Here is a 15,161-nt window from a genome sequence, read left to right as displayed (position 1 = left end):
GGTATGGTCGAGGGCATCGCCCAGCCGGGCGGCCCAGAGTGCGTCAGACATGCAAGGTGCTCATCAGGCCGGAACGTCGAACAACAGCGAATTCTTGATGGTCGCCCAATGCGCGGCTTCGGCATCGCCGAGTTTTTCGGCCTTCACGTAGCTCAGAGCAAGCATTTTTCGGGTACCGGGCAACACCAGCGCCAATTGGTACTGGAAGACTTTGTCGTTGCCCTTGTTGAACTGGCTGCGCAACTCGATGCCTTCGACTTCCTGGTTGGCACCCAGGCGCACGGCGACGCCCGGTTGAAAACGCAAGTCTTGCACTTGTTTTTCCAGGCGTTTGAGCTGGTCGTCGAAGTTGCTTTGCAGGGTTTCGCCCTCGGCCAGCAAGCTGCGGCTGACGATCAGCGAAGTGCCCAGTTCGGCGAACTTGAGGATGTTGATCGACGCATCCAGTAACTCGCTTGCCGGCAGCTGGAACTGGAATTCATTGATTCGGTAGGTCATGGAACACAGCTCTCGTGATTAGCTCTTGGACTTGGGAAACGCGGCATTGATGTTGGCGTCGATGCTCGCCTTGACGCCCTGGCCATCAGGCGTGGCGCCAGCGCCGCCGCCGTTGTTCAGGTGCAGCACGCCGCCGGTGTTGAACTCGGCATCACCGCTGGCATAGAAGCTGATTTGCACGCCGGTCAGGTTGATCTGGCCGCTGGCATTGAGCTCCAGGATGCTTTCACCACAGACCAGCCGCAGGTTCTCGCCCACTTCAATGACGTAGCTCTGGCTGATGCTGTCGGTCTTGCGCTGGCCCACCGACAGAATGTCTTCGTGTTTGACGATACGCAGGCGGTTGTTGCCGATGGTCACCGTCTCGTTATGCCCGATGCTCTTGTTGCGGTCGTGACCCACCGAGTGGCTTTCATCGACCTCGACCACGATGTCCTGATTGCGCTCGGCGTGGATGTACAGCTGCTCGGCGCCTTTTTTGTCTTCCATGCGGATTTCGTTGAAATTCGCCGGTGAGCCGCCCTTGCTCGAACGGCTTTTCATGCCGCTCTGGGTGGCGTTTTCCGGCAGGTCGTAGGGCACGGTCTGTTCGGCATTGTAGACGCGACCGGTGATGATTGGCCGGTCCGGGTCGCCTTCGAGGAAGCTGACGATGACTTCCTGGCCGATCCGTGGGATCTGCATCGAGCCCCAGTTTTTACCGGCCCAGGACTGTGACACGCGAATCCAGCACGAGCTGTTTTCGTTGGACTGATCATGCCGGTCCCAATAGAAATGCACCTTCACCCGGCCAAACTGATCGGTCCAGATTTCCTCGCCTTTGGGGCCCACCACCAACGCGGTCTGCGGGCCTTTGACGATTGGGCGGTGGGTGTTGGGCAGCGGGCGGTAGCTTTGTTGGGCGTCGATGCAGGTCAGGCTGCTTTCGAACTGCGCCGAAGCCGCGCCACCGCTGGTTTCCCCACTTTCCTGGGAAATGTAATAGCGGATGCCGACGATCAGGTATTCGCGGTTCTGGTCCTGGCGGCTGAAGCCGGTGAGGCTGAACAAGTGGCCCGAGCCCAGTCCCCGGGCGTTGCCTGAGAGCTCGACCTGTTCGTGCAGGGTCTGCAAGGCTTCGATGCGGGTACGGGCGTAATGTTCGCCGTCTTCGCTTTGCACATAAGTGCCGGGGTAGTCGTACAGCGGATAATCGCCGGCGGTGTGCGGACGGGGCATGGCCGAGCGCACGTCGATACGCGCGCTGGGGCGCTGGAAATCATAGTCGTTGAGTTCCAGCGAACCCGGCTGGACTTCCTGGGCCAGGTGCCAATCGTGGATGTGATCGCGTTCGCGCTGCTGCTCATTCTTGGGGTAGTAGGGCACCGAGGCGTAGCCGGGCGCACTGGTGTGAGCGCCGTAGGCATCGGCCAACACCAACACATGACGACCCTGTTCATGGCGGAAGAAGTAGTAGATCCCTTCCTGCTCCATCAGGCGGCTGACGAAATCGAAACTGGTTTCGCGATACTGCACGCAGTATTCCCACTCGCGATAGGGCCGGCTCAGGGCGTCTTCGAAATCGGAAAAGCCCAGGTCGCGAAACACCTGCTTGATGATCTGCGGGATGGTCAGGTTCTGGAAAATCCGGCAATCGGAGGTGCGGGTCAGCAGCCAAAGCCAAGGCCGCAGCGTGACCTGGTAGCTGGCGAACTGGCCCTGGTCGACATTCTGGCTGCAGCGGGCAACGATGCCATGGAAATGACGTTCGCCACCGCCGTCCAGTTGCAGGCTCAGGGACATGGGTTTGCCGAGCAACTGGTTGAGGTCGATGGCATTGTCCAGCGAGTGCAGCTGCAGCTCATAGCTGAACAGCCGCCCCAGCTCTTCGCCGCCGCCCATGTCTTTGAGCAACAGCACCTCTGGCCCCAGGGGGCTGGTGACTTTTGCCAGGCGTGAGGCTTGGTTGAATAACATGGGCTGTCCTTATTCGCTGTCGCAATCCTTTTGACGCTGCCGAAGATTGCAGCCTTTTGACTTTAAAGATCAAGAGATTGCGGCCTTCGGCAGTTCGTACAGAGACGCGCGACCGCCAAGGGCGGTAACGCTGAAGTCATAATGTAGTTCGTTAGTTGAGGGAGAGGAACCAGGTTCTTGATTGTTGCCAGGCATTACCTGAATATCTGCTCCTCCGCGCGTCACCTCACGTCCATGGAAGGCGATTACTGTGACCTCTTACCGCATTCAAGAAGCTGATCTCGAAATCCCCGATACCTGGCAGGACCAGAGCATCAATATTTTTAAGCTTAGTGAAGCGCTAAGGGCATACGTGGAAAAAGCAGACGCTGACTCAATTCGCGTTCGAATTATTGATCGCACGCTGGACTCCGCTTTGCATGCTATCGGGTTTTCGAAGACGGCAGAGAATGATGTTTATTTTTTGGATGTCCCGGACGACAAGCAGAAGGCTAGGGTATTTGATGCTCTACGTTTACTGGGAGCGGCCTTTTCGGTGGGTAAGGAATGGTGCCCGTCTGAAGTCTTTGAATACCTTCGGGACATGGGTTTGCTGAGCGGTAAGTTTTTGAGAGTCTCGTGGACGAAGCCCGACCAATACCTTCTTGCGGACGCCTGAGCCATGGCAACAAGGGGAGAGTTTTCAATGAGTACCAATCTAGACAATGTATTGCTGCTTGCCCTGGCCTATGACGAATTGGATAAATTCCTCGTAGGCGAGCCGTTCTACTTTCAAGAAGCCAAAAACGACTACGAGGAACCGCAAAATATCTTCGTGGCCTTCGATTTGCTGGTGTTGCGTTACTGGCAGCAGACCCGCGACGCCAACTTCCCCGCACGCTTCGTGGCGGCTTTTCTCAAGATTCTCGCGACCTACCCCGATCGTAATCGGGCGATCTATGCCGCAGCGGGCTGGGTTTGGTATTACCGATATTGCCTGAGCCAAAAGCGCGAGGAGCCCGAGGGGCTCTATGCCGAGCTGTTCGAAATCGACATGGGGTCCGTGGCCTTAGCCCTTCGAAGGCAGCTTGAGATCAATAAGGCAGCGCTTATCCTGGATACACGTTGGGCTGGTGGCAGTTGGAACAGCGAGAACGGTTTATGGGAGCCGTTGATGCGTACCGCCCTGAACGTCAGGGACAAGCTTGGAGGACCGGACTACGTGCCTGCCAATATCTGATGAGTTATGGATCGCTGGATGTAATCGATGTCGGAAGCATTTCACTAAACGACTTCAGTTGAACGGCATTAGAGTTTTAGAGATGACCGTGAAATTTCAAGATGTTTTGGTAAGTCGCGAACACATGTTCTCCGTGGGCTTCGAACAAGACTCGGGCCGATTTTACGTATCTATGCCGGTCAGCAACGGCATGGTCGACTACGAGGAATACTATGAAGTTGATCGCGCGACCTTTGATCTTTTTAAGCGTGACCTGGATGCTGCACTGCGGTTTGTTATGCGTTGCAGGAAGCGTGAACTGGACGAACTGTTGATTGTCCAGCCGGGTACCCACCGCGGCACCGCCATCTGATGATGGGCTCGCGCCGCTTTCCCCTGCCGGAACCGGATCAAGTGTGGGAGCGGGCTTGCTCACGAAGGCGTTGTGTCAGCCAACATCAATGTCGCTGACAGATTGCATTCGCGAGCAAGCCCGCTCCCACATTGACCGTGTTCTGGTCAGGTCATGCGGCGTCACTGAAGTCGTAGTGCAATTCGTTGTCCCGGGCGCTGATCCGCACCCCCGCCAGCGCCTTGCCTTCGAGCATTCGGGTGAGGAACTCGCGGCTCATGTCCGGTAGCAGGCTGTTGGTCAGGATGGTGTCGATCATCCGCCCACCACTTTCAGTTTCGGTGCAACGGGAGACGATCAGGTTGATCACCTCATCGTCGTAATCGAACGCCACTTTGTGGGTGTTCTCCACGCGCTTCTTGATGCGGTTGAGTTGCAGGCGGGTAATGGCCTTGAGCATCTCGTCGCTGAGCGGGTAGTACGGAATGGTCACCAGGCGGCCCAGCAAGGCCGGCGGGAAAATCTCCAGCAGCGGCTGGCGCAGGGCCTTGGCGATTTCTTCGGGCTCGGGCACGTTTTGCGGGTCTTTGCAGACCCGGGCAATCAGCTCGGTGCCAGCGTTGGTGGTCAGCAGAATCAAGGTGTTCTTGAAGTCGATCACCCGGCCTTCGCCGTCCTCCATCACGCCTTTGTCGAAGACCTGGAAGAAGATCTCATGCACGTCCGGGTGGGCTTTTTCCACCTCGTCCAGCAGCACCACGCTGTAGGGTTTGCGCCGCACGGCTTCGGTCAGCACGCCACCTTCGCCATAGCCGATGTAGCCCGGTGGCGCGCCCTTGAGCGTGGACACCGTGTGGGCTTCCTGGAATTCGCTCATGTTGATGGTGATGACATTCTGCTCGCCGCCGTACATGGCTTCGGCCAGGGCCAGGGCGGTTTCGGTCTTGCCCACGCCGGAGGTGCCGGCGAGCATGAACACGCCAATCGGTTTGCTCGGGTTGTCGAGGCCGGCACGGGAGGTCTGGATGCGCTTGGCTATCATCTGCAAGGCGTGGTCCTGGCCGATGATGCGTTTCTTCAAGTGCTGGTCGAGGTTGAGCACGGTTTCCAGTTCGTTACGGGCCATGCGGCCCACCGGAATGCCGGTCCAGTCGGCGACCACCGAGGCCACGGCCTGGTAATCCACGGTCGGCAGGATCAATGGGGTTTCGCCTTGCAGGGCGCTGAGACGCTGTTGCAGGTCCACCAGTTTTTCGCGCAAGGCGTGGCTGGTCTCGCTGCCGTCCTCGCTGTCCACCACACCGACGCGTTCGCGCAGGGCGGCGCGGGTGGCGAGCAATTCGTCTACCAGGGTTTTCTCTTCGGCCCAGCGACTTTCCAGCTCGGCGAGGCGTTCGCGTTCGGCACTCAGCAGGTTTTCGCTTTGGGTTTGGCGGGCGCCGATAACGATGCCGATGGCGTGCTCGCGGGCGATGATCTGCAGCTCGGTTTCCAACGCCTCGATGCGCCGACGGCTGTCGTCCACTTCGGCCGGCACGGCGTGCAGGCTGATGGCGACCCGGGCGCAGGCGGTGTCCAGCAGGCTCACGGATTTGTCCGGCAACTGGCGTGCGGGGATGTAGCGATGGGAGAGCTTGACCGAGGCTTCCAGGGCTTCGTCAAGGATCTGCACCTGATGGTGTTTTTCCATCGTCGAGGCCACGCCGCGCATCATCAGCAGCGCCTTGTCTTCGGACGGTTCGGCGACTTGCACCACCTGGAAGCGGCGGGTCAGGGCCGGGTCTTTTTCGATATGCTTTTTGTACTCGGCCCAGGTCGTGGCGGCCACGGTGCGCAACGTGCCCCGGGCCAGAGCCGGTTTCAGCAGGTTGGCCGCGTCACCGGTGCCGGCAGCGCCACCGGCACCGACCAGGGTGTGGGCTTCGTCGATGAACAGGATGATCGGCTTAGGCGAGGCCTGGACGTCTTCGATGACCTGGCGCAGGCGTTGTTCGAACTCGCCTTTCATGCTCGCGCCGGCCTGCAACAGGCCGACATCGAGGCTGCGCAGTTCCACGTCTTTGAGCGCAGGCGGCACGTCACCGGCGACGATGCGCAGGGCAAAGCCTTCGACCACGGCGGTCTTGCCGACACCGGCCTCGCCGGTGAGGATCGGGTTGTTCTGGCGGCGACGCATGAGGATATCGACCAACTGGCGGATCTCCTCGTCGCGGCCGACGATGGGGTCGAGCTTGCCGTTGCGGGCCTGCTCGGTCAGGTCCACGGTGAAACGCTTGAGGGCTTCCTGCTTGCCCATGGCGCTGGGGGCCATGGCGCCGCTGGCTTCACCGGGCACGCTGCCTGCGTTGAAACCATCGCTGGCGCTGAGCGCATTTTCCGGTGAGTCGCCGACGTATTCGTCGAACCGCTCGCTCAGGGCCTCGACCTTGATCTTGTCAAACTCTGCCGACAGCCCGAGCAGCCCGTGGCGCAGGCTCGGCGTCTTGAGGATGCCCAGCACCAGGTAACCGGTACGCACCTGGCTTTCGCCGAACATCAGGCTGCCGTAGACCCAGCCACGTTCCACGGCTTCTTCCACATGGGAGGACAAGTCAGTGATCGAAGTCGAGCCCCGTGGCAAACGGTCCAGGGCTTCGGTCAGGTCCCGGGCCAGGCGCGCCGGCTCGATATTGAACTGACGGATGAGGCGGTGCAGGTCCGAATCCTGCAATTGCAGCAACTGATGAAACCAGTGAGCCAGTTCCACATAAGGGTTTCCGCGCAACTTGCAGAACACGGTGGCGGCTTCGATGGCTTTGTAGGCCACGCTGTTGAGTTTGCCGAACAACGCGGCGCGACTGATTTCACCCATGCTCTTGGCTCCTTGAGATCTGTGAGGTGTTGGCTTGCTCGGCGTAATGCCGGGCGAGTATTAAGTCCTTGGCATCTTTTGCGGGCTTGCCCACCCAGGTATTGAACCCCAGGCGGAAGCGGCCATTGAGTTGCAGCGTCGGCACTTCGGGCTGTTTCAGAACCAGGTTCAGATCCCAGTCCAGTTCATGGCCCAGGTATTCGGCCACCCAGGCCACCAGCTCATTGAAGGATGGGCTGCCGGGCAACATGCCCATGTAGTCATCCAGCTTGAGCGGCCCCAGGCGAATGCGGAATTTGTGCTGGCGATCCCAGACGCAGCGGCCCAGGCAAAAATCCACGCCCAATTGATGGGCGCTGACGCCCACGCGGCTGCGTTCCGGCAGCTCCAGCCATTGGCCGACGTACTCCTCGATCTCTACCGGCAGGCCGAAGTATTCGCTGATAATGGCCCTCAGGCCGTCCGGGTAGCGGGTTTGTGCCGACAGATGACCGCTGTAATGCAGCTTCGCAGTGCCGGGTATCAGCCCTTGTTTGAGCAGGCTCGGCATGCCTCGACCGCTCAGTGCTGCCAGACGTGCCGACCAGTAATCATCGTCCGGGCGATCATGGCTGACTGTCGGCCGGGCTTCGGCCCAGGCCCGGTAAAACAGGCTCAGCAGGCGATGGTGGAACACATCCAGAAAGCGTTTGCTGGTGCTGTCGGCGTTGTTGCGCTGGCGTTCGCGCACATATTCGGTGAGGTGCAGCGGCAACGGGCCGTTGGGGCCGCCGAGGCCGAAAAAGAACTGCTCCAGACGCGCCGGCGAACCGTCGATGCCCGGCTGTACCGAGGCCAGGGTCGCGGGGGCGAAGGTGCAATCGGCCTGTTGCCCAAGGCGCAAGGGGTCGTCGGCCAGGCGCAACGAATGGCCCAGGCGCGGGAGCTTAGGCGATTCGCACTCGATGCGCCGTAATGCCTGGAAGAAGTCGTATTCCCAGGGCTCCTGATGCATTGCGTCCAGGGTACTCACAGGGTCGGACGGCGTCCGGGTTTGGCTTTCCATCGCATGATCTCGCCGCGTTCGGTGGTACGGATCACCGTCTCGGTAAAACTGTTGATCGACACGTAGCGTGCCAGGAAGCGCTCGAACACTGCGCCGAGCAGGAAAACCCCGGTGCCGCGAAACGCGTTTTCATCGAATTCCAGGGTGATCTCCAGGCCACGACCAAACACGATCGGGCCCGGCATTGGCAAGCGTCGGGTGCAGGCCTTGCTGCTGACTTCGCGCAGGCCTTCGATCTGCAATTGCAGAGCCGTATCGTTGCTGTCGCCGTACAGGCGCAGCAGTTCGCGCAGGGCGGCGGCGCCCTGGCCTTGCTCGCTGAGGGACAGGTAGTTTAGCGAAAGCTGGCTGATCAACCGCCAGGCCTTGGCGTCATGGGCATGGCTGGCGCGTGGGCGGCTCGGGCCTGCCACGCAACGCACCGCCGCTACAGGTGCGCTGTCTGCCAGGGTGAAGTCGGTCTTGCCATTACCCACGCTCATGAACAGGGGCAGGTCGCGGTTGGTGCATAACGCCGTTACGCCCAGTTGGCGCAGGTCGTGGCGATAGGGTGCCTGCTGGCTGTCCACCAGGCTGACGAAGGTTTCGCTGCCGATGTAAGTCGAGCGCGGGCCGTTGCGCCGCTGGCCGCTGGACAGCACACGTGGTTCGCGCCGCACCGTGTAATACGCCTGATCGCGGCCGTAGCGAGACGGATCGCGAACGGCATAGAACGGCAAAAAAGGCTGTTCCGACCCGGTGCCATGGCCGGTGAGGGCGGTCAGGGAATGAATCTCGAAATCCATCGGCCGGGTACGGTCGGCGATCACGTGATGTTCATTCACCCGTTCCGACAAGTGGATGCGATCCAGGCGCTTGGGAAACAAGTTGATTGCCGGGGTGCAGAACGGCAGGAACTGCGCGGCACCGACGCTGCCTTCCAGGCTCGGATCATGACGGTCGAACAGCACGATCAATTCCAGTTCCTGACCCTCGCAGCGTTTGACTGCCCGGCTCAACCCGGTGAAGTCGACAAACAGAAAGCGGCGGGGCAGGGCGAAGTATTCCTGCAACAGGCGATAGCCCTGGAAGGCTCGCGAGACCACGGGCAGCGCGGCGTCGGTATCGTCGAATCCCACGGAACGCAGTGCATCCTGCGGCAGGCGTTCTACCCAATCGCCGCCGGGCTGACGTGCGAAGACGGCGCAGGCGTTGCCCAGTAGTTGTTCGTAGAGGCGGAAGGGCTGCTCGTCGGCGCCGCTGAGGTACAGCGGCAGGTTGTCCAGGGTCAGGCTGTTGAATGGCAGTTCGGCCCCGGTACGCAGGGTCAGGCGCAGGCCGGCCTTGGCCTTGGGGGTGCTGGCAGCCAGGCGCCCGAGCACGGCGGACGGGTTACCGAAGTACTCGGCCTGGCTGACCTGCAATGGCCACAACGTCACCGCATGGGCGGTGCGGTACTCGCAGCAGGTTTGGGTTTCGCGCCCCAGGGCGGCACGCAGGACCGTGTCCCGGGGCAGCTGGAAGCCGCTGCTCAGCGAGCCTTCATCGGGGTCGGCCTGCAGTTGTACCACGGTCATCGACGGTGTCGGCGCCAGGTAATGGGGGTAAGCGATTTCCAGCAAATTGTGGGTGAAGGTCGGGTATTCGGCGTCGAGCTTGAGCTGTACTCGTGCCGTCAGGTAGGCGAACCCTTCCAGCAAGCGCTCGACGTACGGGTCGGCGCAGTCCATACCGGACAATGTCAGCCGACTGGCGATTTTCGGGTATTCCTGGGCGAACTCCGCCGCGCTTTCGCGCACGTGGAGCAACTCCTGGTTGTACAGTTCCAGCAGGCGCGGGTTCATGAGCGTCTCCGCTGATCGGCGTTGACCACCCGCACATGGCCGGATTCCAGGTCCAGGTCGGTTTGCAGCATCAGGCGCAGCGGCACTGGCTGCGCCCAGAGATCGCCTTCGATCTCGAAACTCAGGGCGTTGTGGTTCATTTCGGCGGACGCCCGGGCCCGCACACGTAGGGTATGGCGCAGAATCCGCGGTTCGAACGTGGCGATGGCCTGGTGGATCAGCGCTTCAAGCGCCGCGATATCGACGTTCGATGCACTGTTGCCGGCCAGGGCTGGCAACCCGAAGTTGACCACTGAAGTGCCGGCCGGTGTGTGCAGCGTCGCATCGGCGCTGAGCAATGAAGTGGTGTTGAGCAACCACGCCAGGTCTCGCAGCACCGAGGCTTTGAGTTGGCTCAGGGATAGCACGCGCTTGTCGGCGCTTTCCTTGAGGTTGCTCGGGTCGTCGTCGGTCAACCGGTCCAGCAGGGACGGTTGCAGGCGATCGCGGGTGGCGATTTCGGTTACCAAGTGAAAAGGCCCGTGTAATTCTTCTGGTCACCTGCGCCGCGCATGCAGCTGGCGTTGCGAGCGATTATCGAGGGTTCGAGTTGTCCATTGATCTGGCGTATGGCGCGGTACTCGGAGCGACATTCCGGACTGTTCTCAGCCACCGTCGACAAATGAATAACGATGACAATGGGCACCTTGCCGAAGGTCTCGACATGCGATTTGCCTTGTCTGTCGACAGTGAATTGGCAGGGCCATGGCATGTCGAGTGGCAATAGTGTCTGGTCTGGTTTGCGTAGCGCGCAGCGTTGTTGGTCATTCACCAACGTCAACTGTTGCCCGCCCATCGAGACGACTTGCTCCACCGCTGCGGATGGCGTTGCCGGCGAGGCTTGTTGCTCGGCACAGGCAGTTAGACTTGATAACAGGCAGCCAATAAATACCGCGCAATGAGCCTTGATCATAAGAGCTCCCAGAACCAGATAGCCCTTGATCGATAGGCAGGGTCGTCATACCGGCTGGCGGTAAGGCCACGGTTCCAAAGATCGATGTGGTCACCGGTGCGACCGTCTGAAGACTCTCCCAGCTGTTGGAAACAGTCCTTGAAGAAAATAAGGCCTTTTTTGTCCATCAACTTGCGACGCTCTTGCGCGTCTCCGCCGAGAATCGTCGGACGGCCCAGATGATGTTTCCACAGCCAATTTGCCAATGACTCAGCCCCTCGTGCATGTCCATGGGCGCACTTGGGTTCGGTGTAGGTGGATTTGTTGACTTTGATGGTCAGCTCTGTGTTGAGCGTCATGCTCATGCGGATAGCACACTGGTTTTCCCAAGGGCCATCACAGGGCTTTGCGTCAGGATACGTAACCAGGAGATCGGAATACGCTTTCCACAAATTGACAAACGAAGGCTTGGCCATGACTCAGACACCGGATGGGGAAGGATTGGATTCGAGCAAGCACCAAAATGCCCCCGACGCATAACGACGGGGGCACGTTCGATTACACCTTGACGTTCTGGCGGATGTTCCAGCCGAACTTGATCGGCCCGCCGTCCTTGGTGCCGTCGGCTTTTTGCGGCTGGTAGTCCACCAGCACCTTGGCGAAGTTCAGGGTGATGTTTTCAGTCAGACGATCATCGCTGCCCGAGCCGCCAGTGCTCAGGGAACTGATCAGCACTTCTTCCAGGTTGATGATCATGTACTCGACCTGGCTTTCGCCGCCGGCCTTGCGCACGGTCAGCTTGACCTTGTCGATGTGCTTGCCGCTGGCGCAATGCATCATCAGGTTGGGTGAGGCCTTGTCGACGAACTTGGTCAGCGACAGGTCCTGGACGTTCACCTTGCCGGCACCGCCGCCGCCCCCCAGGTGCATATTGCCCGACTGAGACATGCCCCAGCTCCAGTTCAAGACGTCGATTTCGTCCTTGTGGGCCTTGTCCATGGACTCGCCCTTGATGTCGCCGATCTTGATGAAAATATCAACAGCCATGTTTTCTCCCTGTGTGGTCTCTACCACATTGTGTTTTTGCTGATCGTTCCCACGCACTGCGTGGGAACGATCACATCAAGGGCGGTGTTACGCGCCTTTGGCCGAAGGCAGCTTCGATACCAGGCGCAGGGACACAGTCAGACCTTCGAGCTGATAGTGCGGGCGCAGGTAGAACCTGGAGTTGTAGTACCCCGGGTTGCCTTCCACCTCTTCGACAATCACTTCGGCCGCCGCCAATGGGTGCTGGGCCTTGGTGGTTTCGGTGGAGTGCGCTGGGTCACCGTCGACGTAGTTGAGGATCCAGTCCTGCAACCAACGCTGCATTTCGTCCCGCTCTTTGAAGGAGCCGATCTTGTCGCGCACGATGCACTTCAAGTAATGGGCGAAACGGCAGGTGGCGAACAGGTACGGCAGGCGCGCGGCCAGGTTGGCGTTGGCGGTGGCATCCGGGTCGTCGTACTCGGCCGGTTTTTGCAATGACTGGGCGCCGATAAATGCAGCGAAGTCGGTGTTTTTCTTGTGCAGCAGCGGCATGAAACCGTTCTTAGCCAGTTCCGCTTCACGGCGGTCAGAAATGGCGATTTCAGTCGGGCACTTCATGTCCACGCCACCGTCGTCGGTCGGGAAAGTGTGCGCCGGCAGGTTCTCCACTTCACCGCCAGACTCCACGCCACGAATGCGCGAGCACCAGCCAAAGTGTTTGAACGAGCGGTTGATGTTCACCGCCATCGCATAAGCGGCGTTGGCCCATGTGTACTTGGAGCTGTCGGCGCCGTCGGTGTTTTCTTCGAAGGCGAAGGCTTCCACCGGGTCGGTCTTGGCACCGTACGGCAAGCGTGCCAGGAAGCGCGGCATGGTCAGGCCGATGTAACGCGAGTCTTCCGATTCACGCAGCGAGCGCCAGCCGGCGTATTCCGGGGTGGTGAAGATCTTGGTCAGGTCGCGCGGGTTCGACAGTTCTTGCCACGAGCCCATGCCCATCACGGTCGGCGAGGCAGCTGCGATGAACGGCGAGTGCATGGCGGCGCAGACTTTCGACAACTCGCCCAGCAACTCGACATCCGGCGGCGACTGGTCGAAGTAGTAATCGCCCACGAGGCAACCATAAGGTTCGCCACCGAACTGGCCGTATTCTTCCTCGTACATCTTCTTGAAGATCGGGCTCTGGTCCCACGCAGTGCCCTTGAATTTCTTCAGGGTCTTGTGCAGGTCGGTCTTGGAGATGTTGAGCACGCGGATCTTGAGCTGCTCGTCGCTCTCGGTGTTGTTGACCAGGTAATGCAGGCCACGCCAGGCGCTTTCCAGTTGTTGGAAGTCCGGGTGATGGATGACCTGATTGACCTGGGCGGTGAGCTTGGCGTCGATGGCGGCAATGATCGACTCGATCGACTTGATTGCATCGTTGGACACCAGGTCGGTCTGCGCCAGGGCCTGTTCGGCGAGGGTGCGCACGGCGGTCTCAACGGCTTCGCGAGCGCGGTCGGTCTTGGGTTTGAATTCTTGCAGCAGCAGGGAGGCGAACTCGCTGGCTTCTTCGGTGGTGCCCAGTGTCTGGGCGTCTGCACGTACTGGATCGGTCATGATCATTCGTCCTGATTAAGCCTGAGGCTCGGCGGGCTTGGGCGCACTGGCAAGTGCCTGGAGCAGCGCCGGATCCTTGATGGCCTTCATGATGATTTCTTCGGCACCGGTCTTGCCGTCCATGTAGGTCAGCAGGTTGGCCAATTGGGTGCGCGCTTCGAGCAGCTTGTTCAGCGAGTCGACTTTGCGTGCCACGGCGGCCGGGCTGAAGTCGTCCATGCTTTCAAACGTGATGTCCAGGCTCAGGTTGCCTTCGCCGGTCAGCTCGTTGGGCACGTGGAACGCGACGCGTGGCTGCATGGCCTTGAGGCGGGAGTCGAAATTATCCACATCCACTTCAAGGAACTTGCGATCGGCCACCGGTGCCAGAGGCTCGGCGGGCTTGCCGGCGAGGTCAGCCATAACGCCCATCACGAAGGGCAACTGAACCTTTTTCTCGGCGCCGTAAAGCTCGACGTCGTACTCGATCTGCACTCGAGGCGCACGGTTGCGCGCGATGAATTTCTGAGAACTTTGCTTCGCCACGTTGCTGCTCCTGGTCGCTCAAGCGACGGTGTTGGCGTCATCGGCGGTGCCGGTGACGTGACTGCGTGATCCGTACGCTTTTATTCGCTGTCTGGTCCGCGCAGGTTTTCAAATTGGCTCATGCCGTCGGGAATCAGGTTGCGCACGATCGCCGCAAAGTCGGCGTGCACCAGATTCTTTGCCCGGTTCAACAGCACCGGCAGCGGGCTGGAGGGCTCTTGACGCGTGTAGTACGCAAGAATCCGGTCCAGGCTGCGCAGCACGTCGTCGCGGTTATTGATTTCGCCGCTGCTGGTACCGCTGTTGGTGCCGCTGCTGCGCGGTGCGTTCGGTGTGGTGGTAAATTCAACCGGCGCGGCGCTATCGTGGCTGATGGAGTCGGGCAGGGGGCTATCGCCTTTCTGCGGGGCGAATTGGCCGAGAATCTGCAGGGCCATTTTGAGCGGTTGCTTCAACGGGCCAAGGTCAACGCCCTGGGCGGACCCGACCTGTTCGCTGACGTGTTGCTCGATGGCCTCGGCGACGTTGCGGGCCTCGTGCAAGGCGGCGCGGGTAATTTCCAGCTGCTCGGGATCGCTGTCGAGGAACGCCCCGGCAAGCTGCTCGGTGCCGAGGTTTTCGTCAGGGAAGCTTTGCAGGCCGCTGGCGTTGGCGGCCGCGCGCAGGCTGACAGCGCCAAAGGTTCGCGAACGGGCCAGGATACTTTCGCGTAGTAGGCGAATGGTGGCATCGGACGCCAGGGCGGCGAGGGCGTTGATGCGCACGGTGGGATCGTTGTCGTCTTCGGCATCCAGTCGTGGATGCAGGTCGGCCCAGTATTGCTTGAGCAATTCGCTGATCAGCGTCAGGACGCGGGCCAGGCCGGTGAGACCTTCCAGGGCAAGGGAGCTTTGCAAAAGGAAATGGGTGATACGCAGGTCTTTGCTGCGTTGCAACAAATCCAGGCTTTGCTGCTGGATGCTGCGCCACTCAGGCGGTTCGGCAGGCAATATCGAATCGCCCATGCTGCGCTCGGGCTGGCCTTGGGAATCGCGTTCCAGGCGCAAAAAGTCCGCGTCGTATTCCAGATCTTCGCCACAAGGCGAAGTCGCGGAAACGGCGGCAAGCAGCGAAAGCACTTCCACTGAATTTGATCTCCCTATCGCCCGCGACAGAGTCGGGCAGTTCACACGTTAGTTCCAAGTGGAACTTCGCATGTTTCCTTGCGTGTAATGGCCCTTTGGATCCTCTATGATCTTAAAGTGCCATCATTGTTATTCAAGAAAGTTGTTCATTTTTGGTGTAGTACTTATGGCTTGTCAAGGTAAGCTATTTCTCCTGTGTGACGGATGTGAGGTGCTTAACAACCCTCACG

14 protein-coding genes and 1 pseudogene are annotated in these 15,161 nt (G+C 60.0%); 3 read left to right on the top strand and 12 right to left on the bottom strand.

Translation table 11 applies throughout. From position 1 onward, the window contains the following. Positions 1-63: 63 nt before the first annotated feature. On the bottom strand, positions 64-498 hold the full coding sequence (locus BK658_RS04020) for a DcrB-related protein (RefSeq protein WP_123581155.1): 435 nt from the start codon (positions 496-498) through the stop codon (positions 64-66). Between the two features lie 18 nt (positions 499-516). Beyond that, a complete protein-coding gene (locus tag BK658_RS04015; RefSeq protein WP_123581154.1) occupies positions 517-2,454 on the bottom strand; it encodes a type VI secretion system Vgr family protein in 1,938 nt (645 codons plus the stop codon). A 250-nt stretch (positions 2,455-2,704) separates the two neighbouring features. On the opposite strand from BK658_RS04015, the pseudogene BK658_RS30260 reads away from it, so the two are divergent. The 3 genes and pseudogenes from BK658_RS30260 to BK658_RS04000 form a co-directional block, all read left to right on the top strand. Then, positions 2,705-2,785, top strand: a pseudogene (locus BK658_RS30260) (hypothetical protein); the annotation flags it as partial. A gap of 354 nt (positions 2,786-3,139) precedes the next feature. Further along, a complete protein-coding gene (locus BK658_RS04005) occupies positions 3,140-3,673 on the top strand; it encodes a hypothetical protein (protein ID WP_123581153.1) in 534 nt (177 codons plus the stop codon). An 88-nt stretch (positions 3,674-3,761) separates the two neighbouring features. Beyond that, positions 3,762-4,025 (top strand): hypothetical protein, encoded by a 264-nt coding sequence (locus BK658_RS04000; RefSeq protein WP_123581163.1) that lies wholly within the window; start codon positions 3,762-3,764, stop codon positions 4,023-4,025. Positions 4,026-4,176: 151 nt separating this feature from the next. On the opposite strand, the gene tssH is transcribed toward BK658_RS04000, so the two are convergent. The 10 genes from tssH to tssA form a co-directional block, all read right to left on the bottom strand. After that, positions 4,177-6,855 carry a type VI secretion system ATPase TssH gene (tssH, locus tag BK658_RS03995; protein WP_123581152.1) on the bottom strand — a complete coding sequence of 893 codons (2,679 nt, stop codon included), beginning with the start codon at positions 6,853-6,855 and terminating at the stop codon, positions 4,177-4,179. Continuing rightward, on the bottom strand, positions 6,848-7,900 hold the full coding sequence (tssG, locus tag BK658_RS03990; protein WP_123581151.1) for a type VI secretion system baseplate subunit TssG: 1,053 nt from the start codon (positions 7,898-7,900) through the stop codon (positions 6,848-6,850). Before tssG ends, tssH begins: the two co-directional genes overlap by 8 nt. Next, positions 7,864-9,723, bottom strand: a complete 1,860-nt coding sequence (tssF, locus tag BK658_RS03985) for a type VI secretion system baseplate subunit TssF (RefSeq protein WP_123581150.1) — start codon at positions 9,721-9,723, stop codon at positions 7,864-7,866. The genes tssG and tssF overlap by 37 nt, the downstream gene beginning before the upstream one ends. Further along, positions 9,720-10,232 (bottom strand): type VI secretion system baseplate subunit TssE, encoded by a 513-nt coding sequence (tssE, locus tag BK658_RS03980; protein ID WP_123581149.1) that lies wholly within the window; start codon positions 10,230-10,232, stop codon positions 9,720-9,722. The genes tssF and tssE overlap by 4 nt, the downstream gene beginning before the upstream one ends. Then, positions 10,226-10,675, bottom strand: a complete 450-nt coding sequence (locus BK658_RS03975; RefSeq protein WP_123581148.1) for a hypothetical protein — start codon at positions 10,673-10,675, stop codon at positions 10,226-10,228. Before BK658_RS03975 ends, tssE begins: the two co-directional genes overlap by 7 nt. Further along, positions 10,672-11,130 (bottom strand): type VI secretion system amidase effector protein Tae4, encoded by a 459-nt coding sequence (locus tag BK658_RS03970; RefSeq protein WP_123426120.1) that lies wholly within the window; start codon positions 11,128-11,130, stop codon positions 10,672-10,674. Before BK658_RS03970 ends, BK658_RS03975 begins: the two co-directional genes overlap by 4 nt. A gap of 82 nt (positions 11,131-11,212) precedes the next feature. Then, a complete protein-coding gene (locus BK658_RS03965) occupies positions 11,213-11,701 on the bottom strand; it encodes an Hcp family type VI secretion system effector (RefSeq protein WP_123581147.1) in 489 nt (162 codons plus the stop codon). 87 nt (positions 11,702-11,788) lie between these two features. Then, positions 11,789-13,282 carry a type VI secretion system contractile sheath large subunit gene (tssC, locus tag BK658_RS03960; protein WP_123581146.1) on the bottom strand — a complete coding sequence of 498 codons (1,494 nt, stop codon included), beginning with the start codon at positions 13,280-13,282 and terminating at the stop codon, positions 11,789-11,791. A gap of 15 nt (positions 13,283-13,297) precedes the next feature. Continuing rightward, on the bottom strand, positions 13,298-13,807 hold the full coding sequence (gene tssB, locus BK658_RS03955; protein WP_007894500.1) for a type VI secretion system contractile sheath small subunit: 510 nt from the start codon (positions 13,805-13,807) through the stop codon (positions 13,298-13,300). Positions 13,808-13,887: 80 nt separating this feature from the next. Further along, positions 13,888-14,931, bottom strand: a complete 1,044-nt coding sequence (gene tssA, locus BK658_RS03950; protein ID WP_123581145.1) for a type VI secretion system protein TssA — start codon at positions 14,929-14,931, stop codon at positions 13,888-13,890. Positions 14,932-15,161 lie beyond the last annotated feature (230 nt).

Origin of the sequence: Pseudomonas brassicacearum (assembly GCF_003732175.1) — a bacterium.
Lineage (GTDB): Bacteria > Pseudomonadota > Gammaproteobacteria > Pseudomonadales > Pseudomonadaceae > Aquipseudomonas > Aquipseudomonas brassicacearum_G.
The sequence above is the reverse complement of the archived record's forward strand: the minus strand, read 5'-3'. Positions and strand labels throughout refer to the sequence as shown.